The 16,655-nt window shown below is 66.8% G+C and carries 15 protein-coding genes, 2 tRNA genes and 1 pseudogene; 7 read left to right on the top strand and 11 right to left on the bottom strand.

Annotated features, from left to right (window positions below; genetic code table 11):
- Positions 1 to 55: 55 nt before the first annotated feature.
- The 6 genes from JL108_RS10345 to gyrB form a co-directional block, all read right to left on the bottom strand.
- Positions 56 to 131, bottom strand: a tRNA-Ala gene (locus JL108_RS10345).
- A 9-nt stretch (positions 132 to 140) separates the two neighbouring features.
- Positions 141 to 248, bottom strand: a complete 108-nt coding sequence (locus JL108_RS19915) for a DLW-39 family protein (RefSeq protein ID WP_221933787.1) — start codon at positions 246 to 248, stop codon at positions 141 to 143.
- Positions 249 to 268: 20 nt separating this feature from the next.
- Positions 269 to 343: transfer RNA gene (locus JL108_RS10350), tRNA-Ile, on the bottom strand.
- A gap of 55 nt (positions 344 to 398) precedes the next feature.
- Positions 399 to 1,514 (bottom strand): DUF3566 domain-containing protein, encoded by a 1,116-nt coding sequence (locus tag JL108_RS19920; protein WP_307837239.1) that lies wholly within the window; start codon positions 1,512 to 1,514, stop codon positions 399 to 401.
- A complete protein-coding gene (gyrA, locus tag JL108_RS10360) occupies positions 1,507 to 4,062 on the bottom strand; it encodes a DNA gyrase subunit A (RefSeq protein ID WP_205198209.1) in 2,556 nt (851 codons plus the stop codon). The genes JL108_RS19920 and gyrA overlap by 8 nt, the downstream gene beginning before the upstream one ends.
- Before the next feature lie 92 nt (positions 4,063 to 4,154).
- Entirely contained in the window at positions 4,155 to 6,179 is a 2,025-nt protein-coding gene (gene gyrB, locus JL108_RS10365) for a DNA topoisomerase (ATP-hydrolyzing) subunit B (protein WP_205198210.1), read from the bottom strand.
- Positions 6,180 to 6,407: 228 nt separating this feature from the next.
- Here gyrB and JL108_RS10370 point away from each other — a divergent pair, with 228 nt between their 5' ends.
- Entirely contained in the window at positions 6,408 to 7,235 is an 828-nt protein-coding gene (locus tag JL108_RS10370) for a phosphatase PAP2 family protein (protein WP_185973202.1), read from the top strand.
- A gap of 8 nt (positions 7,236 to 7,243) precedes the next feature.
- On the opposite strand, the gene JL108_RS10375 is transcribed toward JL108_RS10370, so the two are convergent.
- From JL108_RS10375 to dnaA, 5 genes are all read right to left on the bottom strand, one after another.
- Entirely contained in the window at positions 7,244 to 7,792 is a 549-nt protein-coding gene (locus JL108_RS10375) for a DUF721 domain-containing protein (RefSeq protein ID WP_205198211.1), read from the bottom strand.
- A 79-nt stretch (positions 7,793 to 7,871) separates the two neighbouring features.
- Positions 7,872 to 8,996: a DNA replication/repair protein RecF gene (gene recF / locus JL108_RS10380; protein ID WP_205198212.1), complete on the bottom strand. Its 1,125-nt coding sequence runs from the start codon at positions 8,994 to 8,996 to the stop codon at positions 7,872 to 7,874.
- A 212-nt stretch (positions 8,997 to 9,208) separates the two neighbouring features.
- Entirely contained in the window at positions 9,209 to 10,123 is a 915-nt protein-coding gene (gene gnd, locus JL108_RS10385) for a phosphogluconate dehydrogenase (NAD(+)-dependent, decarboxylating) (protein ID WP_205198213.1), read from the bottom strand.
- A gap of 26 nt (positions 10,124 to 10,149) precedes the next feature.
- On the bottom strand, positions 10,150 to 11,292 hold the full coding sequence (gene dnaN, locus JL108_RS10390; protein ID WP_143914636.1) for a DNA polymerase III subunit beta: 1,143 nt from the start codon (positions 11,290 to 11,292) through the stop codon (positions 10,150 to 10,152).
- A gap of 401 nt (positions 11,293 to 11,693) precedes the next feature.
- Entirely contained in the window at positions 11,694 to 13,175 is a 1,482-nt protein-coding gene (gene dnaA / locus JL108_RS10395) for a chromosomal replication initiator protein DnaA (protein WP_307837240.1), read from the bottom strand.
- A gap of 381 nt (positions 13,176 to 13,556) precedes the next feature.
- Between dnaA and rpmH the strand changes: the two genes are divergently transcribed.
- The 6 genes and pseudogenes from rpmH to rsmG all read left to right on the top strand — a co-directional run bounded on the left by rpmH (position 13,557) and on the right by rsmG (position 16,534).
- Complete coding sequence (gene rpmH, locus JL108_RS10400; RefSeq protein WP_087622387.1) at positions 13,557 to 13,694, top strand: 50S ribosomal protein L34; 138 nt, start codon at positions 13,557 to 13,559, stop codon at positions 13,692 to 13,694.
- 5 nt (positions 13,695 to 13,699) lie between these two features.
- Positions 13,700 to 14,047, top strand: a complete 348-nt coding sequence (gene rnpA / locus JL108_RS10405; RefSeq protein ID WP_205198215.1) for a ribonuclease P protein component — start codon at positions 13,700 to 13,702, stop codon at positions 14,045 to 14,047.
- The gene (gene yidD / locus JL108_RS10410; protein ID WP_205198216.1) at positions 14,044 to 14,307 is read left to right on the top strand and encodes a membrane protein insertion efficiency factor YidD; all 264 of its coding nucleotides are present in this window, start codon (positions 14,044 to 14,046) and stop codon (positions 14,305 to 14,307) included. Before rnpA ends, yidD begins: the two co-directional genes overlap by 4 nt.
- Positions 14,292 to 15,236 (top strand): annotated as a pseudogene (yidC, locus tag JL108_RS10415) (membrane protein insertase YidC); the annotation flags it as partial. The gene yidD and the pseudogene yidC, both read left to right, overlap by 16 nt.
- A gap of 205 nt (positions 15,237 to 15,441) precedes the next feature.
- Positions 15,442 to 15,921: a R3H domain-containing nucleic acid-binding protein gene (locus tag JL108_RS10420; RefSeq protein ID WP_205198218.1), complete on the top strand. Its 480-nt coding sequence runs from the start codon at positions 15,442 to 15,444 to the stop codon at positions 15,919 to 15,921.
- Positions 15,914 to 16,534, top strand: a complete 621-nt coding sequence (rsmG, locus tag JL108_RS10425; RefSeq protein WP_205198219.1) for a 16S rRNA (guanine(527)-N(7))-methyltransferase RsmG — start codon at positions 15,914 to 15,916, stop codon at positions 16,532 to 16,534. Before JL108_RS10420 ends, rsmG begins: the two co-directional genes overlap by 8 nt.
- Positions 16,535 to 16,655: the final 121 nt, after the last annotated feature.

A 16,655-nucleotide genomic window follows, 5' to 3' on the forward strand; every position in this document is an offset into this window, starting at 1 on the left:
GCCGCCCTCTCGGACGGTCTCACTAACGTCGATTTGCGCTCTTGATAAGAGCGTCTGGTGGAGCTGAGGGGACTCGAACCCCTAACCCCCTGCTTGCAAAGCAGGTGCGCTACCAATTGCGCCACAGCCCCCGGTGGGGATCAGACCGAATCGCTGGCCTGAGCCCAGGCGTCCTGGCCGCCGGAACGGCGCCGCCAGAACAGAAAAGCACCCGCGGCCACGGCGATGAGAACGACGATCTTCTTCATGGTGAACCTCCAGGGTGCGGTGGGCCTAGCTGGACTTGAACCAGCGACCTCTTCCTTATCAGGGAAGCGCTCTAACCAAGCTGAGCTATAGGCCCGCAACAGCGTTGAACTCTACCCTACGTCCGCGAGGTGCGGACCGTCGGGGTGGCCTCAGCGCTGATCCTCCAGGAAGGTCACCTTCAGACCACCCAGAATCGACGCCGACAGGTTGTACAGATGGGCGGCGATCGTGGCCAGCGCGGTCATGAACACGACATTGAGCGCAGAGAGCACGAGCGTGAGACCCACGAGACGGCCGAAGCCGAAATAGTCGGAGACATCGAAGGATCCGGCGTCGTCGCTGAGGATATTGGTGACGCTGTCGTTCAGCGCACCCCAGACGCCGGTGATCTGCAGAACGACCCAGAACACCGCCATGGCCACCACGGCCACGATCATCAGCGCCACCGAGATCACGAACGCCAGACGCGTCACGGACCACGGTTCGATATAGCGCAGCCGCAGCAGTGCGCGCCCCGGCTCGGTGGCGTCCTGTTCGACTTCGACCTTGGTGGTCGCCGCGTCCGCCTTGCCGCGGGCCGGCACCTGCTGTTCCGCGGGCGGGGTCGCCGGACCCTTGCCCCTCAGCTTGCCTTTGAACTTCTCGGTCTTGTCCTTGACGGTACTGGTGCCCGTACCGGTGTCCTTGGTCGTGTCCGACTCCGGTGCCGGCTTGTCATCTTTGACCGCCGGGATGACCGAGGTGGCATCCGGGCTGGACGCCGTGGTCCGGGTGTACTCGTCCTTGCTCAGACCGCTCAGCGGCTTGCGCGGACCCCCGGTGGCCGTTCCGCCCGAGGGGCGGCTCAGCGGCTGGCGCGCCGACACGCTCGGCTTCTCGCCCCCGCCCGGCTTCTTACTGGAGTCGGGCTTGCCGGTATCCGCGTTCTTGCCCTTCTCCGGGTTCTTACCCTGTTCGGGCTTGGCCCCAGCTGCCTGCTTCTTCGCCGCGGGGGCCTCGGAGGCGCTCGACGACGATGGCGACGTCTTGGACGTCGACGCAGAAGACTTCTGAGACGCAGTACCGCCATCGGCCGACCCCGGCTTGGCACCGGAGGGCGCGGCCGCCCCACCGGACTTCGGGGCAGAGGTCTCGGCGGATTCCGTCGTGTTCTTCGCGTCGTTACCGGGCTTCTTCGGCCCGTCCTGGTCCGCCTCGACCCGCGGCATCTCCTGGGTCGGCGAGTCGCGCTTGCCTTGGCTGTCTCCCGGCGACTTCTCAGTCACTGCTCTGCCCCTCGTCGCTCGTCGTGCCTGATTCGTCCGTCGCCGCGTCGTCCTCGGTCGGGACCGGCTCGTTGTTGCGTGCGATGGTCACCACCCGGTCGTCCCCCTTGAACTTGACGAAGCTGACTCCCATCGTGCCACGACCCTTGGCGGGAACGCCGGAAACGAGGCTGCGTGTGATCTGACCGGACGCGGTCACGCTGATGACATCATCGCTGTCGCGCAGCACCAGACCGCCGACCAGCTCACCACGATTCTCGGTGATCTGCATGGCGCGGATGCCCAGACCGCCGCGCCCCTGAACCCGGTACTCCTCGATCGGCGTCTTCTTCGCGTAGCCACCGTCGGTGACGGTGAAGACGTACAGCGGATCGGATTCCTCCTCAGCGCCGGCCTTGATGACGGTCATCGACAACAGCTCGTCGCCGTCACGGAACTTCATGCCCGTCACGCCCGAGGTGGCCCGGCCCATCGGGCGCAGCTGCTCGTCATCGGCACGGAAGCGGATCGACTGGGCCTTGCGGCTGATCAGCAGGATGTCGTCATCGGCCGAGACCAGCTCGGCGCCGATCAGCTCGTCGTCCTCGTCACGGAAATTGATGGCGATGACACCCGCCTGCCGCGGGCTGTTGTAGTCGGAGAGCCGCGTCTTCTTGACCAGGCCCTTCTTGGTACCCAGTACGAGATACGGCGTCGTCTCGTAGTCGCGGATGGCGAGCACGCGGGCGATCTCCTCGCCCGGCTGGAAGCTCAGCAACCCGGCGACGTGACCACCGCGGGCATCACGGCCGCCCTCGGGGAGGTGATACGCCTTGGCCCGGTAGACGCGGCCGGCCGTCGTGAAGAACAGGATCCAGTGGTGGCTCGTCGTCGCGAACACGTGCTGCACCGAGTCCTCGCCGCGCAGCGACGCGCCTCGGACACCCTTACCGCCACGACCCTGCACACGGTACAGATCGGTCTTCGTGCGCTTGGCGTAACCGCCGCGGGTGATCGTGACGACGACCTCCTCGTCGGGGATCAGATCCTCATCGGAGAGATCGCCATCGGCCGGGATGATCTGCGTGCGGCGGTCGTCGCCGTACTTGTCGACGATCTCGGCGAGCTCGTCGCTGATGATCTGACGCTGCCGCTCCTCGCTCTCGAGGATCGCCTTCAGCTCGGCGATCTCGGCCTCGATCTTGGCCAGATCGTCGATGATCTTCTGGCGTTCCAGGGCAGCGAGGCGGCGCAACTGCATGTCGAGGATCGCGCCGGCCTGGATATCGTCAATGTCCAGCAGCGACTTGAGCCCCTCGCGCGCCTCATCGACCGTCGGGCTGCGACGGATCAGCGCGATGACCTCATCGAGGTGATCGAGCGCCTTCGCGAGGCCGCGCAACACATGGGCGCGCTTCTCGGCCTCCCGCAGGCGGTACCGGGTGCGCCGCTGGATGACGTCGATCTGATGGTTGACCCAGTTGAGGATGAAGCCGTCGAGCGTGAGCGTCCTCGGAACGTCATCGACGAGCGCCAGCATGTTGGCGCTGAAGTTGCTCTGCAGCTCGGTGTGCTTGTAGAGGTTGTTGAGGACCACCCGCGCGACCGCGTCCCGGCGGACCTCGATGACGATGCGGCGTCCGACCCGCGAGCTCGACTCGTCGCGCAGATCGGCGATCCCCTGCAACCGCCCGGAGTTGACGAGCTCGGCGATCTTGCGCATGAGCGAGTCCGGGTTGACCTGATAGGGCAGCTCGGTGACGACGAGCTGCATCCTGCCCTTGGTGTCCTCCTCGATGTTCACCACGGCGCGCATCGTGACCGAACCGCGACCCGTGCGGTACATGTCCTCGATGCCCTTGGTGCCGACGATGAGGCCGTGCGTGGGGAAATCGGGGCCCTTGATGCGCTCCATCAGCGCCTCGAGCAGCTCCGCGGCCGAGGCACCCGGGTGCTTCAACGCCCACTGCACGCCCTCGGCGACCTCTCGGAGGTTGTGCGGCGGGATATTGGTGGCCATGCCGACCGCGATACCGGCCGAGCCGTTGACCAGCAGGTTCGGGATGCGCGAGGGCAGGACGGTCGGCTCCTGCGAGCGGCCGTCGTAGTTCGCCTTGAAGTCGACCGTCTCCTGGTCGATATCGCGCACCATCTCCATCGCGATGGGCGCGAGCTTGCACTCGGTGTACCGCATCGCCGCAGCCGGATCGTCGCCCGGCGAGCCGAAGTTGCCCTGCCCCGAGACCATCGGGGCGCGCATGACCCACGGCTGGGCGAGCCGCACGAGGGTGTCGTAGATCGCGGTGTCGCCGTGGGGGTGATATTGACCCATCACGTCACCGACGATGCGGCTGCACTTGCTGAAGCCGCGGTCGGGACGGTAGCCGCCGTCGAACATCGCGTAGAGCACCCGACGGTGCACCGGCTTGAGACCGTCGCGCACATCCGGGAGCGCCCGCGAGACGATCACGCTCATCGCATAGTCGATGTACGAGCGCTGCATCTCGTCGTGCAGCTCGACCGGTTCGATGCGGTCGGAGGGAGTCTCGCCGGTCGGCGTCTCAGTCATAAGTCAGATACCTCAGTCAAGATATGGTTGGTGGTCTCGATACACCGTCAGCTCGTTTCACTCGCGACGGCACTCGACCACCGGTGGGCCGGCTAGATGTCGAGGAAGCGGACGTCTTTAGCGTTGCGCTGGATGAAGGAACGCCGCTGGTCGACGTCCTCGCCCATCAGCACGGTGAAGATCTCATCGGCGACGGCGGCATCGGCCAGCGTGACCTGACGCAGCAGTCGGCGCTCGGGATCCATCGTGGTCTCCCAGAGCTCCGAGTCGTTCATCTCACCCAGACCCTTGTACCGCTGGACCGGAGCCTCCTTGGGCAGCCGGTGGCCCGCCTCGTCGCCGGCCGCGAGCAGGGCATCGCGCTCGCGGTCGGAGTAGGCGAGCTCATGGGGCGCGTTGGTCCACTTGATCTTGTACAGCGGCGGCTGCGCCAGGTACACGTGACCCGCGTCGATGAGCGGCTTCATGAAGCGGAACAGCAGGGTCAGCAGCAGTGTGGTGATGTGCTGGCCGTCGACATCGGCATCGGCCATCAGGACGATCTTGTTGTACCGCAGCTTGGCGATGTCGAAGTCCTCGTGGACCCCGGTGCCGAGGGCGCTGATGATCGCCTGCACCTCCGCGTTCTGCAGGATCTTGTCGATGCGCGCCTTCTCGACATTGAGGATCTTGCCGCGCAGCGGGAGGATCGCCTGGGTGCGCGGGTCGCGGCCGCCCTTGGCCGAGCCACCGGCGGAGTTGCCCTCGACGACGAAGACCTCGCACTCCTCGGGATTGCGGCTCGAGCAGTCGGCCAGCTTGCCGGGGAGACCGCCGCTGCCGAGGAAGCCCTTGCGGTTGCGAGCCAGGTCGCGCGCCTTGCGGGCGGCCAGGCGCGCCGATGCCGCGTCCATCGACTTGCGGACGATCGTCTTGCCCTCGTTGGGATGGGCCTCGAGCCAGGCGCCGAGCTCGTCGTTCAGCATCTGCTGCACGAAGGTCTTGGCCTCGGTGTTGCCGAGCTTGGTCTTGGTCTGCCCCTCGAACTGCGGCTCGGTGAGCTTGACCGAGATGATCGCGGTCAGGCCCTCGCGGATGTCATCACCGGTGAGCCGGTCCTCCTTCTTCTTGACGAGATTGTTGTTCTCGGCGAAGCGGTTGACCGTGGTGGTGATGGCGGCGCGGAAGCCTTCTTCGTGGGTGCCGCCCTCGTGGGTGTTGATGGTGTTGGCGAAGGTGTGCACCGATTCGCTGAAGCTGGCATTCCATTGCATCGCGAGCTCGAGCGAGAGCCCGCTGGTCTCGTCCTCGCGCTCGATGTTGATGACATCGGGATGGATCGGCTGGCGATTGCCGGTGTTGATGTGCTTGACGTAGTCGACAAGGCCGCCGTCGTAGTGGAAGGTGACCTCGCGCTCGATCTCGTCGACAGTCCCCTCGGTCGCCTCGGGATTGGCATCGCCGGGGAGCTCGCGCTCGTCGCGCAGGGTGATGGTCAGGCCCTTGTTGAGGAAGGCCATCTCCCGGAAGCGGGTCTTGAGCGTCTCGAAGTCGTAGGTGGTGGTCTCGAAGATCTCGTCGGAGGCGTAGAAGGTGTTGCTGGTGCCGGTCTCGTCGGTGGCCTCGTGCCGCTCCAGCGGGGCATCGGGCTCGCCGTAGGTGAAGGACTGCGTCCACCGGTACCCGTCGCGCTTGACGTCGATGAACAGCCGGGTGCTCAGCGCGTTGACGACCGAGACGCCGACGCCGTGCAGACCGCCGGAGACCTTGTAGCCCCCGCCGCCGAACTTGCCGCCGGCGTGCAGCGAGGTGAGCACCAGGGTGACCGCGGGGATCTGCTCGGTGGGATGGACGTCGACCGGGATGCCACGGCCGTCGTCGACCACCCGCACACCGCCGTCGGACTGGAGCACGACGACGATCTCGCTGGCATAACCGGCCAGGGCTTCGTCGACCGAGTTGTCGACCACCTCGTAGACGAGATGGTGCAGGCCACGCTCGCCGGTGGAGCCGATATACATGCCGGGACGCTTGCGTACCGCTTCCAGCCCTTCCAGGACCTGGATGTTGCTGGCGTCGTAGGACTGCGGCTGACCATCCGCGGGAAGGTCGCTGTTGCTCTCAGGCGCTGGAGTCACTCGATAAGTATACGGGCAACCTCGTGGCGTTCAGCACACGCGCGGGGTAGATGTGGACGGCATGTCTCCTCCACAGTGCGGTTGTGAGCGACGAGAAGGCCCTTAGAACGCACTGTCGCCCCCTCCTCCAACCACCACCATGGCGGAAGAGGTGTTCGGCGTCCCAGCGGACGCTTGACACCGCGGTCGATGCGGCTGCGGATTCACCGCATGGGGCACAGTGGAGTCATGACCGCTCCGCTCGTCGCCGAACCGACCAGATCGGCTGCCGCGCGAGGCCGCGTCACCGGACCGGCGGTGGCGGTGGCGATCGTCGGCACGCTCGCACTGGCCGGCCTTGTCATGGCCGCCCTGAGCTCCTCGACCGGTCAGCTCGTCGACGACGCCGCCATGAACGCCGTGACGGCCAGCAACACCGCAGAGATCACCCTGCTCAGCGTCCTCGGCCGGGTCTCGATCGGTGCGATCCTGGCGGTGGCCGCGGTGTGTGTCGTGATAGCGCTGCTGCGACGGCGCTTCGCACACGCGGTCGGTGCGCTCGCCATCATCGGGGGAGCCAATATCTCGACCCAGGCGCTGAAGGCAGTGCTGGACCGACCGGATCTCGGCGTGGGACTGCACCTGGCCAATAGCCTGCCGAGCGGCCACACCACGGTGGTGGCCAGCGCCGTCGCCGCGCTGGTGCTGGTGCTTCCCGCCGCGGTCCGCCCCGTGATGGCCGCGGTCGGCACCGCGGCGATCGGGCTCACGGGTCTCAGCACGATCGTCGCCGGCTGGCACCGTCCCGCCGACGTGGTCGGCGCGCTGCTGATGGTGGTGATCTGGACGAGTCTGGTCGCCGCCGTGCTCGGCGGGCACCGCGGCCGGACCTGGGCGTCGGCGCTGACCGCGCTGCTCGGTGCCGCCGCGTCCGTCGTGTTCCTCGGCGCCGTGGGCGTCCGCCCCGCCTCGTCGTGGTCCGATGTCGTGCTCGCGACCAGCGTGCTGGGTGCCGTGGCAGCCATGACAGCAGCAGCCGTCACCCTCTTCGTCGCCGTGACCCCGGCCCACAACTGACCGTTCTGTCAGCCGTAGGTGTCGCGGGGGCCGCGGCCGCCTCTGACGGAGCGTCGGCCCCGAGTCCACGACGGTGCCTGCGGGCCGCGGATGTCCAAACGGATGACGGAACCGTCACCCAGCAGCTCGTTGAGCTTGGCGACGAGACGTGGCGCGAGGAGGGTCAGCTCGCGTGCCCACGCCGTGGACGTCGCCTGGATGCGCACGATCCCGTCGTCGAAGCCCACCACCTCGCTGTGCTGGGCCACCTCCGGACCCACGATCGAGGCCCAGTCCGTGAACACCCGGGTCGCGGCGAGCTGATCGGTCCACCCCTGCTGACGGACCAGCTCCCCGACGAAATCGCCGAGTGGGGTGGCATCCTCACGCTGGGGACGCGCAGTCCGTCGCCGAGCACGCCCGCGTCGCCGTTGAGGCGCGGCCGGGGCGCCGCTCGAGCGGTAGGAGTCGGCGATCTCCCGCGCCATCTTGACCACGTCATCGGCCGAGTGCCAGGGCGCCTCGTCCTCCGGGATGTCCTCGGGCTGCTCTTCGTCGGGCGGTGTCGGCTCGCTCATGCCGGCACCGTCCGAGAGAAGAACACGATAGGCCGACGCCGGCATGAGAAAGACCCCACACAACGCTCGCTCCGCTCGCTCATGCCGGCGTCACCTTTCCCGCATGGACCGCGAACCGCTCGTCGCCCAGACCCTCGGGGACATCGGCATCGACCGCGGCGGTCACGAGTACCTGTTCGGCCCCGCTGACGAGGGTCGCGAGATGGTCGCGGCGCCGTTGGTCGAGCTCGGCGAACACATCATCGAGGATGAGGATCGGATCATCGCCCTCGTCACGCAATAGGTCGTAGGACGCGAGGCGCAGTGCGAGGGCGAGGGACCAGGACTCACCGTGGCTCGCATACCCCTTGGCGGGCAGCTCGCCGATGCCGAGCACCACCTCGTCGCGATGCGGCCCGACGAGGCTGACGCCACGGTCCAGCTCGTCGCGCCGCCGCCGATCCATCTCCTCGAGCAGCGCGTCCGTGAGGGCCTTCGGATCTCGTTCGTGCACCTCCACCGCGCCCGCGGCCGGGCGATAGGCGGCGCTGACCTCGCGCCGGTCAGGCGACGCGGCGGCCGCGACGGACTGATACGCCACGGTGGCGTAGGGGATGAGCTCATCGAGTAGAGCCAGCCGCGCAGCCGTCAATTCGCCGCCGTTGCGGGCCAGCGACTCATTCCACACCTCCAAAGTCGACAAATCTACTTGTCGCTTTCTCGCTGTCTTGAGAAGGGTGTTGCGCTGCTTCAGCGTCCGGTCGTAGTCGGCCTTGACGCCCGCGAGTCGCGGAGCCCGCATGACCAGCAGTCCGTCGAGGAAGTGCCGGCGATCGGACGGGTCACCCTTGACCAGCGCCAGATCCTCGGGGGAGAAGATGACGCTGCGGACCATGCCGACGAGATCGCGCACGCGCGGCACCGTATTGCGATTGACGCGCGCGCGGTTCGACCGCCCTGGCGTGATCTCGACCTCGACCAAGGCCGGGCGGTCGTCCTTGACCACCTCGGCGCGCACGATCGCCTGGTCAGCCCCTGCCCGCACGAGGGGAGCGTCTCCGGACACCCGGTGCGACGTCAGCCGCGAGATGTAGTCGACCGCCTCGACGAGATTGGTCTTTCCCTGGCCATTGGCACCCACGAACGCCGTCGCCCCCGGGCGCAAGTCGATGTCGACGCTCGCATACGAGCGGAAATCGACGAGCGAGAGACGACGGACATGCACGCGTCCACCGTAGCCGGTGCGGTGGTCTCACTGCCGCCCCCGCCGAGCGGAGCCCAGCTGCTCGAGGCCGAGGGTGGTGACGGGTCTGACGGGACACCGTCAGTGCCAGGTGAGCTATCACGCACTTTCGTGCTCCACGTGCGGGATAGCTCACCGCCCGCGGGGGATGACCACGGATCGCTGAGCTATCAGGGCAACATGGCTCGCCCAGGTCAGTCGGTGGCCGGCGGGACGTCCGGGGATTCCTGGGTGGCGCGCACGGCGTGACCACCGAACTGCTGACGCATGGCCGCCACCGCCTGCATCGCCGGGGACTCGTCCTGGCGGGACGTGAAGCGCGCGAACAGCGCAGCCGCGATGGTGTGCACCGGCACCGCATTGTCGATGGCGGCCTCGACCGTCCAGCGTCCCTCACCGGAATCTTCGGCATAGCCGCGGATCTGGGAGAGTCCCGGATCGTCTTGCAGGGCCTTGACCAGCAGATCCAGCAGCCAGGAACGCACGACCGTGCCCACGCGCCAGGAGTCGAAGACCTCGGTGACATTGTCGACGATGTCGGACTTCTCGAGGAGTTCGAAGCCCTCGGCATAGGCCTGCATCATCGCGTACTCGATGCCATTGTGGACCATCTTGGAGAAATGGCCGGCGCCCACGCGACCGGCGTGGACGAAACCTTCCTCGGGCCCGGGGCGCAGCGCGTCGAAGGCCGGCTGGACCTTGGCGACGTCCTCCGCGGAACCGCCGGCCATCAGCGCGTAGCCGTTCTCCAGCCCCCAGACACCGCCGCTGACGCCGCAGTCGACGTAGCCGATGCCGCGTTCGGAGAGCTGCTCGGCGTGGAGCTCGTCATCGGTCCACCGCGAGTTGCCGCCGTCGACGACGACATCGCCCTCGCCGAGCAGGTCCGCGAGAGCGTCGACCGTCGCATGGGTGGGATCGCCGTGCGGCACCATGATCCAGACGACCTTCGGCGCGTCGTCGGGCAACTGCCGCACGAGGTCCTCGAGCGAGGCGACATCGCTGAGCTCCTGATCACGGTCGTAGCCGACGACCGTGAGCCCGGCGTTGCGCAGGCGAGTGCGCATATTGCCGCCCATCTTGCCCAGGCCGACGAGTCCGATGTGCATCGAGGTCACTTCCTTGGAGATCGAGTTCAGTTTTGCAGGCGAACCGGCATGATCAGGTAACGGAACGCTCCGTCGGGGTCGTTGCCGACCTCCGAGACGCCCGACATCGCCGCCGGTTTGGTGTGTTGCGTGAAGGCCAGATGGACGACGGGCTCGGACATCACGCCGAGGCCTTCCAGCAGGTAGGTCGGGTTGAAGCCGATCGAGATGTCCGGACCGTCGAGGGTGGCCTCGATCGCCTCGGAAGCCTGAGCCTCATCGCCGCTTCCGGCTTCGAGGAGCACCTGCCCCTCGGAGAAGCTCAGGCGGACCGGGGTGTTGCGCTCGGCGACGAGAGCAACGCGCTTGACGGCCTCGATGAAGGTGGCCGTACCAACATAGGCGACCGTCTCGGCCTGGGCGGCGAACAGCTGGCGGACACGGGGGAAGTCGCCTTCGAGCAGGCGCGTGGTGGTGCGGCGGATGCCATTGCCGACCGTGCCCTCGAAGCCGATCATGCCGTCTCCCGCATCGCCGCCGGAGATGGCGATCGTCACCTCGCCGCTGGTGCCCAGGGCACGCGCGGTCTCGCCGAGCACCCGTGCAGGCACGAGCGCGCGAGCCGAGACGTCCGCGGTCTCGGGATACCAGGGCAGATCACGCAGGCTGGCGCGGAAGCGGTCGGTGGCCATCAGCGAGATCGTCTCGCCCTCGAGCTCCAGGCGGACACCGGTGAGCAGCGGCAGCATCTCGTCGCGGCCGGCGGCCGCGCTCGCCTGGGCGACGGCAGTGGCGAAGGCGTCGGCCTTGATGGTGCCCGAGGCCGTGGGCATTTGCGGCAGCTGCGGATACTCGTCGACCGGCATGGTCTGCAGGCTGAATCGCGCGGAACCGCAGGTGACCTGCATCTTGGAGCCGTCCACGGCGATATCGACCGGCTGGTGCGGCAGGGCCTTGACGATCTCCGCCAGGAGACGGCCCGAGACGAGGACCTGGCCGTCGTCGTGGACCTCGGCGGGCAACGTGGCGCGGGTCGAGGTCTCGTAGTCGAACCCGGCGAGGGTCAGCTGCCCGTCTGCGGTCTGGAGCAGAAGTCCGGCCAGCACGGGCACGCTCGGCCGGTTGGGCAGACTGCGAGCCGTCCAGGCGACGGCATCGGCGAGGGTGTCGCGGTCGATGCGGAACTTCACGAGAGCAAGGCCTTTCGGGTCGCACGGGAGATGCATCGAATCCTGCCACGAGCAGACGACAGCGAACCAGCGCGGGAGGCTTCGGCCCGGTCGATCCACATCCGGGAGCGGTGGTGACTTCGTCGGGTTCTTGTCATGTATATCTCTGTCGTCGTCGTAGTAGGCACTGTGGATCTTGTGGAGAACCGGTGTTCGTGCTGGTCAGAGCATTGAACGGTACGTGGACGGGGTGTGGAGCACCTCGTGGAGCGGCCCCGTCTAGGTGTGGACGAGTCGTCGTCGTCCACCCTTCGTGCACAGGCGACCCCCGCCGGCTCCACCACGTGTCCACAGTTACCCACAGTGTTTTCCCCAGTTGTGAGAAGAGGTTGACGCGCGCGGGCGGCTGGTAGTAAAGGGCATCACGCTTGACGCGCCTGTTGCTTGATCCGGGCGGTGAGCTCCGTCACCTGGTTGTAGACCGCGTGCTTCTCGGCCATGAGCTTGCGGATCTTGCGCTCGGCGTGCATGACGGTGGTGTGGTCGCGGCCGCCGAACTCCTGGCCGATCTTGGGCAGCGACATGTCGGTGAGCTCGCGACACAGGTACATGGCGATCTGGCGCGCCAGCACCAGGCTGCGCGACCGGTTGGTGCCGCAGATCTCGTCGATCGTGAACTCGGTGTAGGTGGCGGTCTGGGCCATGATGACGCCCACGGTGATCTCGGGCTCCTCGCCCTCGGCGACGAGATCCTTCAACACGATCTGCGCGAGCTGTAGATCGACGGTGGTGCCGTTGAGATTGGCGAAGGCGGTGGCGCGGATGAGGGCGCCCTCCAGCTCGCGGATATTGGTCTGCACCTTGCTGGCGATGAACTCCAGCACATCGGCGGGCGCGGTGAGCTTCTCATTGGAGGCCTTCTTGCGCAGGATCGCGATGCGGGTCTCGAGATCCGGAGGCAGCATCTCGGTCTGGAGCCCCCAGGTGAACCGGTTGCGCAGGCGCTCCTCGAGGGTCTTGAGCTCCTGCGGCGGCCGGTCGGAGGTCATGACGATCTGCTTGTTCTCGTTGTGGAGCGCGTTGAACGTGTGGAAGAACTCCTCCTGCGTGGACTCCTTGCGCTCGAGGAACTGGATGTCGTCAACCAGGAGGACGTCGATCTCGCGGTACTTGCGGCGCAGGGCAGGGGTGCGGTTCTCGCCGATCGCGTTGATGACGTCGTTGACGAACTCCTCCGAGCTGACGTAGCGCACTCGTGACGACGGGTAGAGGTTGAGCACGTAGTGCCCGATCGCGTGCAGCAGGTGGGTCTTGCCGAGACCGGAGTCACCGTGGATGACGAGGGGGTTATAGGCCTTGCCGGGTGCCTCGGCGGCGGCGACGGCTGCCGCGTGGGCGAAGCGGTTGGAGGAGCCGATGACGAAGTTCTCGAACTGGTACCGGGGATTGAGCCGCGCCTCGGCGATGCTGCTGCGGTGTTGTTCGGAGCTGACGGGTCCCATCGCGGCGGGGCGGCTCACCCAGCTCGGCGTGAGGGCGTCGCTCTCGGTGGGCTCGTCGGTGTCGTCGAGATCGTCGTCGTCCTCGTCGATGAGGGTTGACGTCTCTTTGTCGACATGTGTCTTTGTCTCTAATTCATCGAGGACGCTCGGGTCGATCGTCACGACGAGACGGGTGTCCCGGCCGAGGCGCGCGGTGAGCGACTGCTCGAGAGCCGGACGCACGCGAGATTCGAGCTGCGCGCGGGTGAGATCGTCCTGGACGGCGACGATGAGCAGACCGTCGTGGTGCGATAGCGGCTTGGCACCGTAGACCCAGACCTTGGCGCCGGGCGAGAGCGTGGCAACGGCCTCGGCCCACACATCGTTCAGGTCCTGGCTCTGGCCGTGATCCACATCGCTCACCGACGTCGCGCTCCTCGTAGCTGGTCTCGTCCTGCCTGTGATGACGGGCGAGCCGCCCGACTTGTTCACAGACTTGTCCACAGACTGTGAATGACTGACGCCCCCGAGAGCGCATTCCTGTGGAAAAGCCTTCTGGGACTCTAACGGCGAGTGCCTCGCTCCCACAACCCGGGTTGAAGAAATCTGTGGACACATCGGCGTGTCGACTGGAAGTCTCCATCGGCGGCGCAGTACAACGGGCCGGTTTGACCCGATTCTGGTGCGCCCCGTACCGTAGAGAGGTCGACACGTGCGACTTCCGCCGCATGCCCACGAGGTAGACTTCGCGGGCGAGCGGTGGCCGTCGATCGCGGCCCACTACAGACGTCAAAGGAAAGACTCGTGAGCAAGCGCACCTTCCAGCCCAATAACCGCCGTCGTGCCAAGAAGCACGGCTTCCGTCTCCGCATGCGCACGCGTGCCGGCCGCGCGATCCTGTCCTCGCGTCGTCGCAAGGGCCGCGCCAATCTGTCTGCCTGATCTACGTGCTCGCGCGTGCCCACCGCATGCGCGACGGTGACACGTTTCGCCACGTGATCCGTCGCGGGCGCAAGGGCGCGACCCCTGCGCTCGTCGTGCATGCGATGGCTCCCACGGAACCGACGGATTCGTCCGTCGGTTTCGTCGTCAGCAAGGCGGTCGGCGGTGCCGTGCAACGCAATCAGGTCAAACGACGGCTGCGCCACCTCATGCGCGAACGGGTGAGCGAGTTCGGCGAGCCGCAGTGGGTCGTGGTGAGGGCACTTCGTCCTGCTGCCGAAGCGAGCTCGGCCGAACTCGGCGAGCATCTGGATCGCGCGCTGGCGCGGATAGCGGAGAGGAAGCCGCGATGAAGTGGCTCCTGGTGGTGCTGCTGCGGGGCTACCGAGCGGTGATCAGTCCGCTGTACGGCCAGACCTGCCGGTTCTACCCGAGCTGTTCGGCCTACGCACTCGAGGCGGTCGAGCGGCACGGAGCCATCCGTGGCTCCTGGCTCGCGGTGCGACGCCTCGTGCGCTGCCATCCGTGGACGCCCGGAGGCGTCGATCTCGTACCCCCATCGACGGCGCGATCTGCGACGTCGGCTCAAGGAGAAGCATGTTCGACTTCCTAGGCTCGATCTTCAACGCGGTGATGACTCCGCTGTACTACGCGGTGTCCGGTGTCGTGCTGGCGTGGCACGAACTGTTCTCGCTGATCCTCGACCCAGCCAGTGGTTGGTCGTGGGCGTTGTCGATCGTGGGCCTGACGGTGACGATCCGGGCGATGCTGATCCCGCTGTTCGTGCGGCAGATCAAGTCGAGCCGCAACATGCAGCTGCTGCAACCGCAGCTTCGTGAGCTGCGCGAGAAGTACGGGCACGATCGTGAGCGCTTCGCCCAGGAGCAGATGAAGTTGTTCAAGGACAGCGGCACCAATCCGTTCTCTTCCTGTATGCCGCTGCTGCTGCAGATGCCGATCTTCCTGTCGCTGTTCCGGGTGATCAACGAGGCGTCGCGCAAGGGCGCGGATGGAGCGCTGGGCTTCCTGAGTGGCGACCAAGCGGAGGCACTTCAGGACGCCGAGTGGCTGGGCGGCCGGATCGCCGACACCTTCCTCACCAGCGATCACCTCGAGACCAAGATCATCGCGCTCGTCATGGTCGTCATGATGAGCGCCACCCAGTTCTTCACGCAGCGTCAGCTGATGGCCAAGAACATGCCGCCCGAGGCACTGAACGGGCCGTTCGCCCAGCAGCAGAAGATGTTGCTCTACATCCTGCCGCTCGTCTTCGCCGTGTCCGGTGTCTACTTCCCGCTCGGTGTCCTCGTCTACTGGACCACCTCGAATCTGTGGACGATGGGTCAGCAGTTCTACGTGATCCGCAACAACCCGGCTCCCGGCACGGAGGCCTTCCGGGCCAAGCAGGAGCGGGATCGCCGCAAGGGCAAGGAGCCGCAGATCGATCCGGCGGCCGCCGCGGCGGAGGAGCGTAAGAAGATCGCCCGCGAGGCGGCCGCCCGCCGGCAGCAGCCGAAGAAGCAGTCGCGCAATCAGCGCAAGGGTGGCGGCCAGCAGGCCAAGGACACGCCGCCGAACAAGGCAGCGGAGTCGGACGAGTCGTCCTCGTCCCCGGAGCCCGCGGCGGACGCGCGCGAGGCCTCCGACGGAGCGATCACGCCGAAGAAGCAGAGCAAGCCCAAGAACTCCCCCTCGAAGGGATCCACCCAGGGCAAGAAGAAGCCCTCGAAGTGACGGAGAAGTCGACATGAGTGATGCGGATCTGGAACGCGAAGGCGATATCGCCGCGGACTTCCTGGAGGAGCTGCTGGACATCGCGGATCTTGATGGAGATATCGATATCGACGTCGACGGTGATCGCGCGGCGCTGGAGATCATCGGTGGCTCGTTGAAGCACTTGGTCGGTCGCGATGGTGAGGTGCTCGATGCGCTGCAGGAGCTGACGCGGCTGGCGGTCTACCGGGAGACCGGTGAGCGCAGTCGGCTGATGTTGGATGTGGGTGGACACCGTGCCGCGCGTCGGGCGGAGCTCGTCACCATCGCGGAGGCTGCCATCGAAGAGGTGCGCGCCGGCGCCCCGTCGGTGGCGCTCGATCCGATGACGCCCTTCGAGCGCAAGGTCGTCCACGATGCCGTGGCCGAGGCTGGACTCAGTAGCTCCTCCGACGGGACGGGCGCCGGCCGCCACGTGGTGATCTCCGCTGCGCTGGTCGCGGCTGATGACTGACTCCGTTTCACGTGAAACGACGCTCGATCGATACTTCGGCGCGCGCCGCCCGCTGATCGAGGCCTACGCGCAGTTCCTGGAAACAGCCGGGGTGGAGCGCGGGATGATCGGCCCCCGCGAGGCGCCTCGTCTCTGGGATCGGCATCTCCTCAACTGCGTCGTGGTGACGCCGCGGATTCCCGACGGGTCGCGTGTGGCGGATGTCGGATCGGGCGCCGGGCTGCCCGGCCTGGTCTGGGCGATCGCTCGTCCGGACATCGAGATGACGTTGATCGAGCCGCTGCTGCGACGCACCCGCTTTCTGGATGAGGCGGTCGAACGCCTGGGCTTGTCGAACGTCGTCATCGATCGGCGTCGCGCCGAGGACGTCGATCTGCGGTTCGACGTCGTGACGGCGCGCGCCGTGGCTGCGCTGGGGAAGCTCGGACGGTGGTGCCTGCCCCTGGTCGCACCCGGAGGCGCGTTGCTCGCGATGAAGGGAAGTAGTGCGAGCGATGAGCTGGAGGCTGCGCGTGCCGACCTCGTACGCCTCGGTGCGCGCACTATGGTGGTGGAGACCTATGGCGACGATGTCCTGGAGGTCCCGACGACCGTGGTGGAGGTGACCCGATGACACAGAGCCCGCTCGGCTGGCCGGCGTCCGACGCACCGCCCTTGGATGGCGCGGCGTCAGACGATGCCGGTGTCCAGCTGTCGCCATTGGGCTGGATGGTTCCACGTGAAACACCGAAGGA

The organism is Aeromicrobium sp. YIM 150415, assembly GCF_016918125.1.
GTDB classification, from domain to species: domain Bacteria; phylum Actinomycetota; class Actinomycetes; order Propionibacteriales; family Nocardioidaceae; genus Aeromicrobium; species Aeromicrobium piscarium.

Bases quoted from the DNA above. Each gene is read 5' to 3' on its own strand.
- JL108_RS19915 (WP_221933787.1), bottom strand. From the start codon at position 248: ATGAAGAAGATCGTCGTTCTCATCGCCGTGGCCGCGGGTGCTTTTCTG.
- gnd (WP_205198213.1), bottom strand. From the start codon at position 10,123: ATGCACATCGGACTCGTCGGCCTGGGCAAGATGGGCGGCAATATGCGC.
- yidD (WP_205198216.1), top strand. From the start codon at position 14,044: ATGAAGTGGCTCCTGGTGGTGCTGCTGCGGGGCTACCGAGCGGTGATC.
- rsmG (WP_205198219.1), top strand. From the start codon at position 15,914: ATGACTGACTCCGTTTCACGTGAAACGACGCTCGATCGATACTTCGGC.
- JL108_RS10375 (WP_205198211.1), bottom strand. From the start codon at position 7,792: ATGAGCGAGCCGACACCGCCCGACGAAGAGCAGCCCGAGGACATCCCG.
- JL108_RS10370 (WP_185973202.1), top strand. From the start codon at position 6,408: ATGACCGCTCCGCTCGTCGCCGAACCGACCAGATCGGCTGCCGCGCGA.
- gyrA (WP_205198209.1), bottom strand. From the start codon at position 4,062: ATGACTGAGACGCCGACCGGCGAGACTCCCTCCGACCGCATCGAACCG.
- JL108_RS10420 (WP_205198218.1), top strand. From the start codon at position 15,442: ATGAGTGATGCGGATCTGGAACGCGAAGGCGATATCGCCGCGGACTTC.